This is a genomic window from Niabella digestorum (genome assembly GCF_036409055.1).
Lineage (GTDB): Bacteria > Bacteroidota > Bacteroidia > Chitinophagales > Chitinophagaceae > Niabella > Niabella composti.
Map to the genome: position 1 here is coordinate 34,255 of NZ_JAZGLY010000004.1, position 15,965 is coordinate 50,219.

The 15,965-nt window shown below is 39.9% G+C and carries 12 protein-coding genes; 8 read left to right on the forward strand and 4 right to left on the reverse strand.

Going from position 1 to position 15,965, the window contains the following annotated elements; genetic code table 11:
- Nucleotides 1-99: 99 nt before the first annotated feature.
- On the reverse strand, nt 100-1,698 hold the full coding sequence (locus tag V2H41_RS07655; RefSeq protein WP_330974552.1) for an LTA synthase family protein: 1,599 nt from the start codon (nt 1,696-1,698) through the stop codon (nt 100-102).
- A 436-nt stretch (nt 1,699-2,134) separates the two neighbouring features.
- On the opposite strand from V2H41_RS07655, the gene V2H41_RS07660 reads away from it, so the two are divergent.
- Entirely contained in the window at nt 2,135-2,734 is a 600-nt protein-coding gene (locus V2H41_RS07660; protein ID WP_330974553.1) for a phosphatase PAP2 family protein, read from the forward strand.
- A 16-nt stretch (nt 2,735-2,750) separates the two neighbouring features.
- Nucleotides 2,751-4,046, forward strand: a complete 1,296-nt coding sequence (locus V2H41_RS07665; RefSeq protein ID WP_330974554.1) for a hemolysin family protein — start codon at nt 2,751-2,753, stop codon at nt 4,044-4,046.
- A gap of 558 nt (nt 4,047-4,604) precedes the next feature.
- On the opposite strand, the gene V2H41_RS07670 is transcribed toward V2H41_RS07665, so the two are convergent.
- On the reverse strand, nt 4,605-6,242 hold the full coding sequence (locus V2H41_RS07670; protein WP_330974555.1) for an OmpA family protein: 1,638 nt from the start codon (nt 6,240-6,242) through the stop codon (nt 4,605-4,607).
- Between the two features lie 198 nt (nt 6,243-6,440).
- On the opposite strand from V2H41_RS07670, the gene V2H41_RS07675 reads away from it, so the two are divergent.
- Both V2H41_RS07675 and recJ read left to right on the forward strand, forming a co-directional pair.
- The gene (locus tag V2H41_RS07675; protein WP_330974556.1) at nt 6,441-7,403 is read left to right on the forward strand and encodes a polyprenyl synthetase family protein; all 963 of its coding nucleotides are present in this window, start codon (nt 6,441-6,443) and stop codon (nt 7,401-7,403) included.
- A gap of 34 nt (nt 7,404-7,437) precedes the next feature.
- Nucleotides 7,438-9,135, forward strand: a complete 1,698-nt coding sequence (gene recJ / locus V2H41_RS07680; protein ID WP_330974557.1) for a single-stranded-DNA-specific exonuclease RecJ — start codon at nt 7,438-7,440, stop codon at nt 9,133-9,135.
- An 8-nt stretch (nt 9,136-9,143) separates the two neighbouring features.
- Here the strand turns inward: recJ and V2H41_RS07685 are convergent, their stop codons facing one another.
- Complete coding sequence (locus V2H41_RS07685; protein ID WP_330974558.1) at nt 9,144-11,114, reverse strand: KUP/HAK/KT family potassium transporter; 1,971 nt, start codon at nt 11,112-11,114, stop codon at nt 9,144-9,146.
- 250 nt (nt 11,115-11,364) lie between these two features.
- Here V2H41_RS07685 and V2H41_RS07690 point away from each other — a divergent pair, with 250 nt between their 5' ends.
- From V2H41_RS07690 to V2H41_RS07705, 4 genes are all read left to right on the forward strand, one after another.
- Nucleotides 11,365-12,939: a hypothetical protein gene (locus V2H41_RS07690; RefSeq protein WP_330974559.1), complete on the forward strand. Its 1,575-nt coding sequence runs from the start codon at nt 11,365-11,367 to the stop codon at nt 12,937-12,939.
- A 93-nt stretch (nt 12,940-13,032) separates the two neighbouring features.
- Entirely contained in the window at nt 13,033-14,022 is a 990-nt protein-coding gene (locus V2H41_RS07695) for a hypothetical protein (RefSeq protein WP_330974560.1), read from the forward strand.
- 145 nt (nt 14,023-14,167) lie between these two features.
- Nucleotides 14,168-14,881: a phosphoribosylformylglycinamidine synthase subunit PurQ gene (gene purQ, locus V2H41_RS07700; protein WP_330974561.1), complete on the forward strand. Its 714-nt coding sequence runs from the start codon at nt 14,168-14,170 to the stop codon at nt 14,879-14,881.
- A 41-nt stretch (nt 14,882-14,922) separates the two neighbouring features.
- Entirely contained in the window at nt 14,923-15,375 is a 453-nt protein-coding gene (locus V2H41_RS07705; RefSeq protein ID WP_330974562.1) for a protein-disulfide reductase DsbD domain-containing protein, read from the forward strand.
- Between the two features lie 21 nt (nt 15,376-15,396).
- On the opposite strand, the gene V2H41_RS07710 is transcribed toward V2H41_RS07705, so the two are convergent.
- Nucleotides 15,397-15,957 (reverse strand): UbiX family flavin prenyltransferase, encoded by a 561-nt coding sequence (locus V2H41_RS07710; protein WP_330974563.1) that lies wholly within the window; start codon nt 15,955-15,957, stop codon nt 15,397-15,399.
- Nucleotides 15,958-15,965 lie beyond the last annotated feature (8 nt).

Here is a 15,965-nt window from a genome sequence, read left to right on the forward strand (position 1 = left end):
CTGTTTATTGGTTAGCAAGAGATATTGTGCAGTATGATAAAATGCATTAGTTAATTGATCCAGAGTATTTTGTATTGAGTCGGCCTGTGTTTTCGAATACTATACCGGAGCATCAGTTACAGGCACCATTTCTCGATCTTCTAGCCCCAACGTTTTGGTATAATAAAACTCATTGGTCACCACGCCAATCTTGCCTACTGTATTGGTAATAAAAGCCATATCATATTTTTTCGCAGGATGAAGTAGATCTCTTCCCAATGTAGTATTCACATAAGGCCTTGCTAGCAGTCCGGCAATAGTGGGTAGAACATCTATTTGCGACACTGTTTCGCTTCGCCTTTGCGGTTCCAGCAAGTAGGGAGCATAAAACAATAAAGGGACGTGTTCGTCGGTGAGCCTTTGCTGCGTCCATGCCTCAGGATATACAGCATCCGCATTCCCCGCCACTCCGTGATCTCCAATAAAAACAAAAATGGTATTATGAAAGTAATCTTCTTTTTTTGCTGTCTCAATAAACGTTTTAAAACAGTAATCGGAATAGCGGAAAGCATTAAGCTCTTCCATGGGTTCAAAGCCGTATTTTTTCAATGAGTCTTTAGATACCGTTATAGATACAAAGTCTGTGTCCGAAACCGGAATGGTATAGGGGCGGTGATTATTAGAGGTTTGAACAATAGCGAAAAAAGGCTTCTTTTCTTTTTTAAATACATCATTAGCTGCCAGAAAAAGATCCTTGTCACTGATGCCCCATACATTCAATCGCGAAGCATGGATATTTTCTTCGGTATGGAGTTTCAGCTCTTTTATATTCTGCAACAGTCCTTCGAAATTATTAAACTTTGGATCTCCTCCTAAAAAATAATGCTTTGAATATTCTTCAAAGTTGTTGATAATGGTGTTCTGATTCAGTGCAGCGGGGTTTCTTGTAGAAAATTTGAAAAGCTGCACATCGGGTATTCCGGTAATAATAGCAAATAAGCCCCGCGCTGTTGAAAAATGCGGCGAAAAACATCGCTCAAAGAAAATACCTTGCTTGCATAGAGAATCGAAATACGGTGTCGTATTCAAAGGGTTTCCGCTCATCGTGCTTTTGTACATGCTAAAAGACTCGCAAATAACCAGTACTACATTGGGTTTGCTTTTCAAAGCACCGCTTCGGGGAGCGATGGTTCTTTTATAATTGAAAACATCAGGCTCGGAAAGTTGTAGAAACTCTGCAATCAAGGGAAAGTATTGTCGGGCTTGACTTTCATTTTGTACAGGCTTTCTCAACCGCATAGTAGCTACAAAATTTTGCAAAGGATTTAATGCTAAATAAGCTTTAAATCCATCTTTTAAAGCAAAAGCGTCTTTCCACATTAAAGGTTTACTATGTACACGACCATACACAAATACAGCTAACACCACTGCCATAATGATAAAAGGCCCCTTTCGGTACTCAACAGTTTTGTTTTGAATAGTATCCTCGATGCGACCATATGTTTTACTCAAAGCCCATTGCACCGATATCAATGCGCATACCAATCCTGCCAATATCCATACCAGCGGATAGGTTTGCCAAATCATATGCAGTGAAATGCCGGGATCTTCCACAAAATTCATGGCTCCAGCATCCAAACGTGTTTCATTGTAGGAAAAACTGATAAAATCTGCAATAAAAAAAACAAAACAATGAAAATAACCACAGCAAGATACCAAGTCCAAAAAAGCTTATTCCGATCGGAATAATAAGGAGAAAGCGAAGGGCGTATACTAAATAATACTACCGGTAGTACTAAAAGCGCAATCCATCTTAAGTCGTAATGTAAACCCAATAAAAACGAAGGAAGACATTGATTAAACGTTAGCGACGTAGGCTTAAAAGCAATGAATGTCGCCAGCCGAAACACTGTAAATACCACCCACAACATCATCATGATGTTGATAACCCACACAATAGTTTTTGGGATTTGCAACTTGCTTAACACATAACAAACTTAGAGAAATTTAGTAGCTGCAGGGTTAAAAATTTAGTGGACTGTCGCACGCACAAAAACATGAAGTTGCACTGTAAAACTTTACATTTTATTACAATTTAACAAGTTATAAAACCGACCCTCATTAAATGCAGGAGTTCTTAGTATTTTTGTGCTCCATGGACAGTTATTGTTATATCCCCTTTCCTGACTGGTTGGTCAAAGCAGACCGGCAATTATTTGAGTACATTAACAGTGGTTTCGCCAATAATTTCTTCGACGATATCATGCCCCTTATGCGAAATCCTTTCTTTTGGGGCCCCCTATATTTATTTATCGTAGCTTTTGGCATTATCAACTTTAAAAAATCGGTATGGTGGTGGCTAGCCTTTTTTCTTGCCGTTGTGGCTTGTGCCGATCTAGTAGGAGCCCGCTTGTTTAAGGAAACATTTGAGCGCCTGCGCCCCTGCAACGATCCTGAAATGCTTGGGAAAGTGCGTATGGTATTAGGTAGATGCAGTGGTGGCTTTAGTTTTGTATCCAATCATGCCATCAATCATTTTGCTGTAGCCACGTTTCTTTATACTACTTTAAGTTCTTACATCAAATACGCATGGGTATTGTTTATTTGGGCTGCGATCATCGGGTTCGCTCAAATTTATGTGGGTGTGCACTACCCCTTTGATGTACTCTGTGGTTCTCTGTTGGGCATACTGATTGGTAGCCTCGGAGGGTATTTATTCAAGAAGAATTTTGGATTTACTATCTTCGATAAGTAATTAACTATAAATTTTAATGGAACTATTCATAATAGCCTTATTGATTTTGCTCAATGGACTATTTTCGATGGCGGAAATTGCCTTAGTGTCAGCGAGAAAAGTGCGACTGGAAGCTCAAGCCAACAAAGGAGATAAAAAGGCCGCAGAAGCACTGAAATTAGCCAATCATCCCGATCATTTTCTCTCCACTATACAAATCGGTATTACACTTATTGGTATATTGACCGGTATTTATTCAGGAGAAAAGATTACCGGAGATATTGTAGTATTTATAGAAAAAATTCCTTTTCTGGCACCCTATAGTAAGGGGGTTGCTACTACACTGGTCGTAATCGTTATTACTTATTTTTCCCTAGTATTTGGGGAACTGATACCCAAACGCATTGGTCTTGCAGCTCCTGAGCAAATTGCCAAATTTGTAGCTGCTCCTATGCGAATAGTGAGCTGGATAACCTATCCTTTTATCTGGCTACTTACACAATCCACCGGTTTTGTTAGCAAGATTTTTAATATCAAACCTGATCAAACCCATGTTACCGAAGAAGAAATTAAGGCGATGATCAATGAGGGAGCGGAACAAGGTACATTGGAAGAAACCGAACAGGAAATTATTGAGCGTGTATTTCATCTTAGCGACAGAAATATTACATCACTGATGACGCATCGCAGTGATATTGTATGGTTTAAGATTACCGATACCGAAGAAACCATTAGAGAGAAAATTTTAAAGGACGCTCATTCGATCTATCCGGTATGTGATGGAGAGCTGGATAACATTAAAGGTGTTGTTTCCCTAAAGGATATATATGTCAATAAAAATAATGTTCAATTCAAAGACATAATGCGACCGGCGCTGTTTGTTCCGGAGAACAACACAGCATTTAAAGTAATGGAAAAGTTCAAAGAGTCGCAACTCCATTCCTGTTTCATTGTAGACGAATATGGAAGTGTCCTAGGCATGATTACCTTAAAGGACATTTTGGAAGCTATTATAGGCGATATGCCTCAACAAGATGATGACGAATATGAAGTTATTAAACGCGAAGATGGCTCCTATCTGGTTGATGGTCAACTTCCGTTTTATGATTTCCTGTCCTACTTTGATAAAGCGGATTGGATGAACGAAGGAGAACAAGAGTTCGACACCATTGCAGGTTTTATTCTGCACAAACTAAAGCGTATTCCAGAAGTATCGGACAAGCTCAGCTGGAATGGATTTGATTTTGAGATTATTGATATGGACGGTCACCGTATCGACAAAGTATTGGTAAATATCAGCGATCAAATACGCAGTGAAATGGAGGAGGATTAATTGATGGCTCTTAAGCTTATTGCTCATTTCTAATTAATGATACAACACCGAAATACCACTTCTGTGTCGCATTTCATTTTCAAAGAGAGATCTTACAACATCGCCCTGCTTATTGGAAGGTCACCCACATAAACTAATATTCATTTAAGAACATTGGGGTATGGGAAATGAATGTTCCTATAAGTCCTAAAACACAATTTCCAAGTACTTGACATACAATCAATCTAATATAACATCCTTTTTCGAGTTGCTTATACCTTTTTCCTTCTCCAGTTAAAATCATATCCGGGCTAGCTGAAGCTAGCATCTCTTAAAAAAAGAGACTTTCTCCTAGCCTCTTTTAAGTCCACACTGTCTATGTAGAATAACACGTCCCTCTCGTAATAAAAACTTACAACTAGGATATTGATTACAATTTCTGGAACATCATCAATTTATCAGAACTCCGTACATAAGCAGGATATTAAGACTTATTAATGGCTAAGTATAGTGCATATAGTGCTTAAAAAAAAAGCCCCTCCAAAAGGAGGGGCCATTTTATCACAGCAAAAAGTTGTATTAGTTTTTGCGAAGATTAGGATGAGGAGGAGCTACAGTGTTAGGTCCATCTTCACCAGGTGCAGCAGCACGGATGTCAACTGTATCGCAGTCGCCACCTTCTTGACCTGAGCTGAAGATAAATCTGTCACTGCTAATTCCTTCTTTCTCAACTAAGTGAGTAATCACTTTATTTACGTGATCCCAGCTTAATTGTTGTTGACGCTTAGTAGCAGCGCAGTATCCAACTACAACTACTTTACAACCAGGATTTGCTCTCAGTTTAGCAGCAACTGTTGCCAGTGCAGCTGTAGCGTCAGAAGAAAGTTTGTTAGAGTTAGGAGCGAAACGGATGCTTGGTAAAGCACCTAACAGAGTAGCGCACTCAGGAACTGCAGGAGCGCATCCTTCTGGACAAGGACATTTACCTACACCGTCAGCATCAACAGGTTGACAATATGTTGGAGTAATCAACTCTTTATCTCTACAATCAGGAACTCCGTCACCGTCTGTATCAAGGCTTACACCGTGAGTATCAACAGGACAACCGGGAGGAGTTTGCTCTTGGTCGAACTGATCGATAACACCATCACCATCAGAGTCAGGCAGAACAATTTCAGGTACTCTACGCAGTTCTCCGTAAGCATAGTTCAGTGGGTTCAGCCAGTACAGAGGCTCAACTCTCTTAGATTTGTTACCCAAGTTGAAGTTAAGACCCAGAGACAGGTAGTTGAACCAGTCTTTATCAGGAGTTAAGTCTGGGGTTTGCTCGCTCCAACGTACACCATCCAGCATGTCTGAACCAGTGTAGATCAAACGATCTTCAATAGCCAGATTTACACGAGGAGACAGACGGAACGCGATACCAGCACCTACTGTTCCTGAAGGAGTTAAGTAACCTGCAAAGGTTTTACTCCATTTTTTAGAAGGATCTACTTCAGCTGGGCTTTCGTAAGAACCATCTAGCAGATCTTTAATTCTTTTAATTTGATCTTTACGGTTGCTATAATCATCACCCAATGAAGGGAAGTTATAAGGAGAGTTTCCGTTTAATGCGTTAACATCAGTATGGAAAGTATTGATACCCACACCAGCTAAAGCATAGATAGTAGCACCTGTTTGATTTTTGTAGAAACGAATGTTACCTAAGTTAAATAAAGCTTGTAAAGACAGGTCTTGTGCTTTGGTTCTATAGTTGTAGTAAACCGGAGAACCTTGGTAACTATTATACCATGGAGATTTTTGCCCAGCAGCACTATAGCCAGTAGAAGGTCTCCAGTTCAATCCCTTAGCTACACCATACACATACTCTAATCTTAAAGACATTACATGTCCTAAAGATTTACGAATGTGTCCACCGAAACCGAAAGACTGTAAATATCTTGGATCAACGTCAGCTAAAGGAATAGAGAAAGATCCACCCTTAATACCTAACTCCCACATATCCTTAGGTTTACCAGGGTAATCTTGGTTCCCTACCAAAAATTCATTGTGCTGAGCCAGTTGTTTTTTGTTGTAATAATTTTGATCAGTTACAGAAAATGTTCCATATACTGGATGAGGGGCAGTATATGGTTGCGTTGGACTTACCTGGGCAAGCCCGGCAGACGCAATCAGGCAGCTAATGCCCGCAAGTAATGTGTACTTTTTGCTTGTCATAACTAAGGATTAAGATTTAAAATGATTTTTTCTTATTCTTAATAAGAAGCAAATTTAGAGCCATTTATTTAATAAACAAATTTTAACCAAAAAAAAATTAATATTTGAGGTACACAAATGAGAGCACTAAACAAGAAATAAAACAAAATAATAACGCGTAAATATTTATAAATCCCTTACTTTGTTAGAATTAACATTATGAATTTACCCGTTTCACTTATTAAAACTGAACTTGAGAGCTTCGAAGAAAGGTTTAAAAACGCTGTACATAGCTCAACGCCGCTTTTAAACTCCATTTTACGATATCTCGTGAAAAGAAAAGGAAAACAAATACGACCGATGTTTGTTTTCTTATCCGCTCGGCTATTTGGACCCACCACCGAATCTACCTATCGCGCTGCATCGCTGGTAGAAATTCTGCACACGGCCACTCTGGTACACGATGATGTGGTAGATGACTCCCTGGAAAGAAGAGGTTTTTTTTCGGTTTATGCCTTATGGAAAAACAAAGCATCGGTGTTAGTAGGAGACTACCTACTGGCTAAAGGCCTCATTCTCTCGCTGGAAAACAATGACTACGAAATTCTCCATATCCTGACGGACGCTGTGCGAAGAATGAGTGAAGGAGAATTACTCCAACTGGAAAAAGCCCGAACGCTGAATATTAAGGAGGAAATTTATTACGAAATTATTCGCAACAAAACCGCCTCGCTACTGGCTTCTGCTTGTAGTGCTGGAGCATGGTCTTCTTCTCAAAATCAAGAATATGCCGACCTTATGCGCAATTTTGGAGAAAAAACCGGTATTGCATTTCAAATAAAGGACGATTTATTCGATTATGCAAGCGAGGACGTAGGCAAACCTACCGGTAACGACATCAAGGAAAAGAAGATGACGCTACCGCTAATTTATACGCTTAATAACTGCGACCAGTCTACCCGTAGAAAAATCATCAACATTGTAAAAAACAATAATAACGACAAAAAGAAAATTGAATGGGTGCTGGAAACCGTAAAAAGTACCGGAGGAATTGAGTACGCCACTCAGAAGATGTATGACTACAAAAAAGAAGCCTTGGATATACTGCAACAATGTCCTGACAATGAATTCCGGAAAGGTTTGGAAGATTTAGTAAATTACGTCACCGAAAGAAAATATTAAGTTCACCTGTAAATCCCCCATTTATAAGACCTTAATGAAGCGCTGGAATATATTACAGGCCGATGAAAAAGAGGTGTCGGCATTACAGGAAGCACTTAAAATTAATCGCAACTTATGTAAAGTGCTGGTACAACGGGGCATCAAAACTTTCGAGGACGCTAAAAACTTTTTTCGCCCGCAACTGTCACATCTTCACAACCCATGGTTGATGAAAGGCATGCAAAAAGCGGTGGATCGCATACAACTAGCCTTTACGCAGCAAGAAAAAATTCTCGTTTTCGGTGATTATGACGTAGATGGTACTACGGCAGTAGCCTGTATGTACCGGTTTTTAAAAAGCTTATATCCCGAAGTAGGTTTTTACATCCCTCACCGCCACAAAGAAGGATACGGTATTAGTAAAAAAGGTATTGACTATGCAAAAGAGCATAATTATACTTTGGTAGTAGCTCTCGATTGTGGCATCAAATCCGTTGAGCTTATCGATTATGCCAACACACTAGGTATTGACTTCATTATCTGCGACCATCACCTTCCCGATGAAAAAATACCCAATGCTGTAGCAGTTTTAAATCCTAAACAAAAAGACTGCAACTACCCCTACAAGGAATTATGCGGATGCGGCGTGGGGTTTAAACTGATCTGCGCCCTTTGCCAGCAACTACAGTTGCCAACAGCAAAAGCTTACGAATATCTTGATCTCGTAGCCACAGCCATTGCAGCAGATATTGTACCCATCACCGGTGAAAACCGTGTCTTGGCTTTTTTCGGATTGCAAAAAGCAAATGAAAATCCTAACGCCGGTATCAAAGCATTAGCAACTCTAAGCCAGGCGAAAATGCCGTTACGCATCAGCGATTTGGTATTTCTTATAGCCCCCAGAGTAAATGCTGCCGGCAGAATGGATGATGCTACCAAAGCGGTACAACTCTTTATAGCGTCTTCTTACGAGGAGGCTTTGGAATATGCAAGATTATTACATACAGATAATAATACAAGAAAAGAAAGTGATCTCAATATTACTACCGAAGCCTTGCAGTTGATTGCGCAGAACGAAGACTGGGTTCACCGCAAGTCTACAGTAGTGTATCAACCACATTGGCACAAAGGTGTTGTGGGCATCGTAGCTTCACGACTAATTGAGCATCATTACCGCCCCACAGTAGTCCTCACTGAAAACGGTAACTATGCTACCGGAAGCGCCCGCAGCGTTCCCGGATTTAATTTGTATGAAGCTATTCACGCCTGCAGAGAATATCTAATCTCTTATGGAGGTCATTATGCTGCAGCCGGCCTTACCCTGGAAAAACACCATATCGATGCATTCAGAGATAAATTTGAAGAAGTGGTAGCTGCCACCATTACGGAAGATCTACTAATTCCTGAAATCCTCATAGATGCCATAGTAGAACTAAAAGAAATCTCCGATAAGTTTTATAACATTTTACAACAAATGGAGCCTTTTGGCCCTGAAAATATGACACCGGTTTTTTTGGCTCGCGGTGTACAAGATTTTGGTCATAGCAGAATTGTAAAAGAAAAGCATTTACGCTTAGTGGTAAGACAAGATAATGCAACATTTGTGGGCATTGGTTTCAATATGGCTGATAAATTTCCGATAGTCCAGAGTGGTCAACCCTTTGATATTGTATTTAAGGTGGATGAAAACGAGTGGAACGGACAAAAAAATCTACAACTACGCGTGGAAGATATAAAGCCGTACGAAAATTAGCCAACATCCTATTCGATACGAGTGAGCCTAATATTGGTCACAGGCGCTACTATCAAAGGATATTTCTCTACGGTTACATTGGACTGGTCTAGCCCAAAGCTTTTCTCTTCTGATAAGCTGATATGTTTAATAATAAAGTGCAGTTTCATTATCAATCGCTCCATGAATGGCAATTCATTGTCTGAACTCAGATGTTTTTCCATTACCACAAATTGAAAATCCCCTACCATATTGTTTCCGGCAAGACTATCGTATCGGCTCATGATGTTCACTTCTTTGTTGTGCGCCAGGTCTTCAACCACTTTCTTAAAGAGAAGATTAATCCTTGGCTGTATTCTGAAGCCCAACCGAAAATCGATGCGAATAATATCATTGGGAATGATATGCTCTACCTTGTACTCTGAGGTATACGGTTCATCTACCGTATCCACATGCACAAACCAATAGATATCGGCACGCTTAGGCTTTTGAGTTAATATGGAGTAAACAACCTTATGTTCTATTTCTTTGGGATTATCTGCACTGGTAAGATATACTAAGTGTGTAGCATATTTGGCAATGCTCTTATCATGGCTTAATTCCTGAATCTTGGAGATATAATTCTCGATACGCACAAACTCAACATACCGGTTTTTGATCTTACGTGCCCTGTACCACACATACATTATCGCAAACATAATTCCGGCAATCATAATAGTAATATATCCCCCCCGGGGAAACTTATCTAACAACGCAATCAAATAGGCACCCTCTACAACCAAAAAACCGATTAAAAAGAGATAAATCCACCCTTTGGCCACCCTCTTCAATACTAGATAATTACTATAAAGCATGGTGGTGGCTATCATAGTGATCACAATGGCCAACCCATATGCCGCTTCCATTCTTGATGACTTCTGAAAATACAACACCACAAATACACAACCGATATACAAAATAGCATTCACCGCAGGAATAAATAACTGCCCTTTGGCTTCTGACGGATATCTGATGCGAAGTTTGGGCCACAAGTTCAGACGCATAGCCTCACTAATCAGCGTATATGCTCCAGATACCATAGCCTGGCTGGCAATAATGGCGGCAGTGGTAGCAATAATTACAGCAGGAACAATAAACCACTCGGGCATCAGATTATAAAAAGCATGGATGCCAATAAACTGCTTCACATCGTCGGTAATCGTTAATTTATTATAATGCGAAAGCAGAAAAGCTCCTTGCCCGAAATAATTGAGCAACAAACAAATTTTTACATATATCCAAGAGATCCTGATATTCTCACGCCCGCAATGTCCCAAATCGCTATACAATGCTTCGGCACCGGTAGTACAAAGAAATACGGCGCCCAACAACCAGAACCCTTTGGGGTAATGCGCGAGAAAATCAATGGCATAAGAAGGACTTAAAGCCTTAAAAATGCTGATATCATCCGTAATGTGTAAAGCGCCGAAAACAGCCAGCATCGTAAACCATATAAACATTATCGGACCAAAAATCTTACCGATGGATGCTGTACCAAATTGCTGAAGAAAAAAGAATACGGTGAGTATACACAGCACAATCCACATAATAGTGGTCGTGGAAATGTGTTTCAACGCCGGCAATATCTGCAACCCTTCTATTGCTGAGGTGACCGTCATGGGTGGCGTAATGATCCCGTCAGCCATAAGAGCCGCACCTCCAATCATGGCTGGAAACACCAACCATTTTCTGCGCCGCCTCACCAAAGCATAAAGAGCAAACGTACCCCCTTCACCACGGTTATCCGCCTTTAAAATCAACATTACATATTTAATGGTAGTTTGAAGGGTGAGCGTCCAGATAATACAGGATAGGGTTCCGATAATCAACTCTTCCGTAACCTGACGATTCCCTATAATTGCGTTAAAAACGTATAAAGGAGAAGTTCCTATGTCGCCAAAAATAATACCTAGTGCTATGAGTAAGCCCGCTGCTGTCGCCTTATTATTGTGAGGTTTCACTATATACGAGTCATTTATTTAGAAAAACAAACTACAAAGTTTGTTCAAAATCAGATAAAACGAAAAAATCTTCATTTTCTTGTATTCCATCACCTCTTTTTGAAAAGAAAAGTTATAATTTTCAAAGTTGCATTTTACTTGACATTGATACTCATTGTATTTGTAAATTTACATAGTAAAACTATTGAGTTGTAGTCCCAACTCATGGTCCTAATTTTCACAAATCTAACTATCATTAAACGATATACATATGAGAACAAAATTTTTATCCGTATTCATAATGATCCTCTGCAGCCTACAGATGGCTTTAGGCCAGCATGTGGTATATGCAGACATCAATCCGAACGATGTGCTGCAGATGAATTTTGAGATATTAGGTAAGGCTGCCAACAATTATCTTGTATACAAAGAGCGCAATGATAAGCATCGCATCAGCGTGTATGATGCCAATATGCATCTATTGGAAGAAGTCCCCGTAACGATTTTACCTAATCGCAAATCCTTATTAGATGTGGCTTTTTTTGCAGGACCTCGCCAGTACTATCTGTTGTTCCAGCATCAAGAAGGGGATGTGGTATATCTGAAAGCAGCTACCATACATCCTAACGGACGTATACTGGACGAACCAATAATACTGGACACAACCATGATTGCTTATAAAACCGATAATAAAATTTACAGCACTGTTGCCAGCAATGACAACAGCAAACTGATGGTTTTTAAGATTAACAAAAGAGACCGTAAACTTTACAAAGTCTCTACAAAACTCTTTGATGAAAATCTTCAGCCCATCTCCGAAGGCCAGTTCTCCTTACCCATGGAATATAAAGGAGATTATATAAGTGGGCACAGTATTGCCAATGACGGCAGTTATGCATTTGTAAAATATAATCGCCATAATGATGGCAATATAGTAGACGCCTCATTAATAGTAAAGCCAGCCGGTGCAGATACATATAAAGAGTATCCACTAAATATCGGCGACCTTTTCCTCGACGATATTAAACTAATGGTGGATGACATGAACGGGCGTTATTTACTCGCCTCCTTTTTCAGTACGCATAAAAGAGGGGATATTGAAGGTTTATACGTAGCTGCACTAGATCAAAAGGACGGAAGCGTGGCTTTTGAAAAAACCACTCTCTTTAGTGATGATCTGAAGAAAAGAGCAAAAGGTAGGTCCAATACCAAAAATGCATTTAATGACTTTTTCATTAATAATATCATAGTACACAAAGACGGCAGCTTCACTATCGGCTCCGAACGCCTTTATAACACCAATAATTGGGATCGTTGGGGCTTCTGGGGTGCTCCTTACTGGGGACCTGGTCCTTGGGGCTTTTGGGGTCCTACATGGGGGTGGGGGTGGAGTCGCTGGTCGTTCTGGTGGCCCTATTCTTTCTACTCACCCTTCTTCTATCGCAGCTACTGGTGGGGCTATTGGGGCCCAGCATGGGGAGGCAGAAATGTGGAGTTCAATGCAGGAAATGTAGCCTTAGTTTCTTTTGATAAAAATGGAGATAAAACGTGGGATGAAGTTATCGTCAAATCGCAAAGCGAATCCAATACCGACGCAACTATTTCCTATCAGATTGTGCCGTCTGGCGATAATATGCATTTCCTCATTAACAACTCAGGAAAATTATCTGTGTTGGAAAACATTATTATCAGTAACGATGGTTCGCTAACTAAAGACGGAGGAATACAGGCTAAAGAAAAACGTATGAACTTCATGCCCCGATATGCCAAACAAATCGAATCAAACGAAGTTATTATTCCCTATGCACTTAAAAACAACATTGGTTTTGCTAAACTAAGCTTATAAGCATTATTAACGCTCAAGACACAGCTATTGCTTCTGAAAAACAGCAATAGCTGTTTTTTATATCTACTTTTGCACATAATATCTCAACTAGACATGACAGGCATCTTCAGGCAAAAAGCACCGGGCAATATTATACTGCTTATTATTGTAGGAGTACTACTGAAACTTCCTGTTTTCTTTTCAAGTAAAGGTTTTATCATTAAAGACAGCGATAGCGACCTATATCGCTATCTGGTCTCTTTCATCCAACAAAATTCTGGAGATAGCGCTTTTGTATTTGCATCGTTAGCCTTTATTTTAAATATCCTCATTGCGTTCATTCTAGTAAACTTTACCAATACGGACAGATTCGTAAATAAAGCCAACTATCTGATAGGCATGGCTTATATACTTATTACTTCTTTCCTACCCGCTTTCAATCTTTTTTCATCCAACCTACTGGCATCGGTATTGATGTTACTAACATTTCGATTATTATTCAGATCTTATCATGTAGGCTCCGCCAAAAGTCATATGTTTAATGCCGGCCTATTAATTAGTGTGGCCTCGCTTTTGTTTTTGCCTTCTATTATTTTTCTGTTGTGGGGCTTCATCGCTCTATTAGTATTGCGTCCGTTTCGTATTACAGAATGGATAATACTGTTATTGGGCATCATTATGCCTTATTATTTTTATGCAGCATATCTTTTTCTGACAGATAACTTTAATGTTCCCGAGTATTTCTTCCATTTATCCTTTATTTCTACTAAAATCAGCCTCTCGCTCTGGCATGCAGGTGCATTATTTTTATTACTGGCGCCCTTGCTGGCAGGATTTTATTATGTACAAATCAATGCTGATAAAATGCTAGCTCATATCCGTAAAGGCTGGTATCTTTTCCTATGGTATCTGGTAATAGCAGTGCTCATTGCTCTTTTTGAAGTAGATAACTCTTTTGAAAATATAGTACCTATTCTAGTACCTGTTGCTGCATTTCACGGATATGGCTATCTAAATACAGAAGTGAAGCAATTTCCTCTTATTGCTTTCTGGGTTACCGCCGCCTTTATCATTGCTGCTCAACTTTATAGCCAAATCTGGTAAAAAAATACCGTCGATAGCTATCTGCGTTTGTTTGTGACGCGAAACGCTGTTACCTTTGTACATATTTCCGAAATGGCAACGTCATTTCCCCTTTTAAGGAGATGCATATTACGTTCCATTCTAAAAACCGACAAAAGTTATACGAATGAAATTTGGAGTAGTTGTTTTTCCGGGTTCCAATTGCGACAGAGATATGCAGGATGCCTTATCTGTTGATCTTCAACAGGAAGTAATCATGCTTTGGCATAAAAGCGAAGATCTGAGCGCCTTTACTAAAGACGATTGTATCGTACTCCCTGGAGGATTTTCTTACGGAGACTATTTGCGTTGTGGTGCCATTGCCCGGTTCAGCCCCATTATGCAGAAGGTAATAGAATTTGCCCATGCAGGTGGAAAAGTATTGGGTGTCTGTAATGGATTTCAGATTCTTTGCGAATCCGGACTGCTTCCAGGAGCGTTATTACGCAACGAAAAACAAAAATTCATCTGTAAAAACCTATATCTCAAGCCTGATGGTTTCTACAAAGAAACTATTATGGGCGATGAGGCGGTATATCAAGAGGTATATAAAATACCCATCGCGCATGGCGAAGGACGCTATCATGCCGATGAAAAAGTATTGGATGAGCTAGAAGCCAATGGCCAGATTATTTTCCGTTATTGCAACGAAAAAGGTGAAGTAGTTCCCGAAGCAAACCCCAACGGTTCTGTAAGAAATATTGCAGGCATTTGCAATAAAAACCGTAACGTATTTGGCATGATGCCGCACCCAGAAAGAGCCTGCAGTGCCGCATTGGGTAATGAAGATGGGAAAAAAATTCTTACTTCCTTACTAATGGCCGCGCAACCTGTACTCTAAAAAATGTATCTGTAATACGGATATATTAATTTTTTTGAACAATGAAAAACATTTTACTGGCAATAGTCGCTGTATTCACATTGACAGCCACTTATGCGCAACTTAAACCTGTTAGCTGGAAATTTTCAAGCAAGAAAATTTCTGACAAGGAATATGAAATACACATGACCGCAACCATAAAAAACGGCTGGCATTTGTATTCACAAACACAACCTAAGGGTGCTATAGCTATCCCTACCAAGTTTGTTTTTGTAAACAATCCACTGGTGGTGTTGAAGGGCAATGTGGCTGAAGTAGGTAAACTGGAAAAATATCAAGATCCAATATTGAAAGTAACCGCTAACCAATACTCCAACAGCGTCACCTTTGTACAAAAAGTCACTCTGAAGGCACCTGCCAAAACCAATGTTTCAGGCAATGTTACCTTCCAGACCTGTGATGACAAGCAGTGCTTACCTCCGGAAAAAGTTTCCTTTAATGTGAGTTTGGGTTAACGCACGGAGCTTTGCTCTGTTTTATTTCCCCCATCTGAAGCTTTTGATATCAAAACCTGCTAGGTCTAATACACGATCTGTAACCGTAGCCGCTAGTTCATCAATAGTTCTAGGTAGGCTATAATAAGAAGGTGTTGCAGGACATATAATACCTCCGGCTAAAGTTACTAGCTCCATATTTTTAATGTGAACGAGGCTGTAGGGTGTTTCCCGTACTACACAAATGAGTTTTCTACGCTCTTTAAGTACCACATCTGCAGCCCGTGTAATAAGATCGTTCGATATTCCATGAGCAATACGACCTAGTGCTCCCATAGAGCAGGGTGCGATAATCATGGTATCATATTGGCCACTTCCCGATGCAAATGGAGCCGTGAAATCATTTTTATGAAAATAGGTTACACCGGCCTGCTCCACAAAATCTTCTCCCATCTCCACTTTCCATACCTCCTTAGCATTATCCGTAACTACTACGGACAGGTCTTGCCATTGTTCTCGTATGCTCAGCAGCTTGCCGATGATTTGAGCAGCATAAATAGATCCGCTGGCTCCGGTTATCGCTAATACAATTTTTCTCTTCATAATACACG

Bases quoted from the DNA above. Each gene is read 5' to 3' on its own strand.
- V2H41_RS07670 (WP_330974555.1), bottom strand. From the start codon at position 6,242: ATGACAAGCAAAAAGTACACATTACTTGCGGGCATTAGCTGCCTGATT.
- purQ (WP_330974561.1), top strand. From the start codon at position 14,168: ATGAAATTTGGAGTAGTTGTTTTTCCGGGTTCCAATTGCGACAGAGAT.
- recJ (WP_330974557.1), top strand. From the start codon at position 7,438: ATGAAGCGCTGGAATATATTACAGGCCGATGAAAAAGAGGTGTCGGCA.
- V2H41_RS07675 (WP_330974556.1), top strand. From the start codon at position 6,441: ATGAATTTACCCGTTTCACTTATTAAAACTGAACTTGAGAGCTTCGAA.
- V2H41_RS07705 (WP_330974562.1), top strand. From the start codon at position 14,923: ATGAAAAACATTTTACTGGCAATAGTCGCTGTATTCACATTGACAGCC.
- V2H41_RS07660 (WP_330974553.1), top strand. From the start codon at position 2,135: ATGGACAGTTATTGTTATATCCCCTTTCCTGACTGGTTGGTCAAAGCA.
- V2H41_RS07665 (WP_330974554.1), top strand. From the start codon at position 2,751: ATGGAACTATTCATAATAGCCTTATTGATTTTGCTCAATGGACTATTT.
- V2H41_RS07710 (WP_330974563.1), bottom strand. From the start codon at position 15,957: ATGAAGAGAAAAATTGTATTAGCGATAACCGGAGCCAGCGGATCTATT.
- V2H41_RS07690 (WP_330974559.1), top strand. From the start codon at position 11,365: ATGAGAACAAAATTTTTATCCGTATTCATAATGATCCTCTGCAGCCTA.
- V2H41_RS07695 (WP_330974560.1), top strand. From the start codon at position 13,033: ATGACAGGCATCTTCAGGCAAAAAGCACCGGGCAATATTATACTGCTT.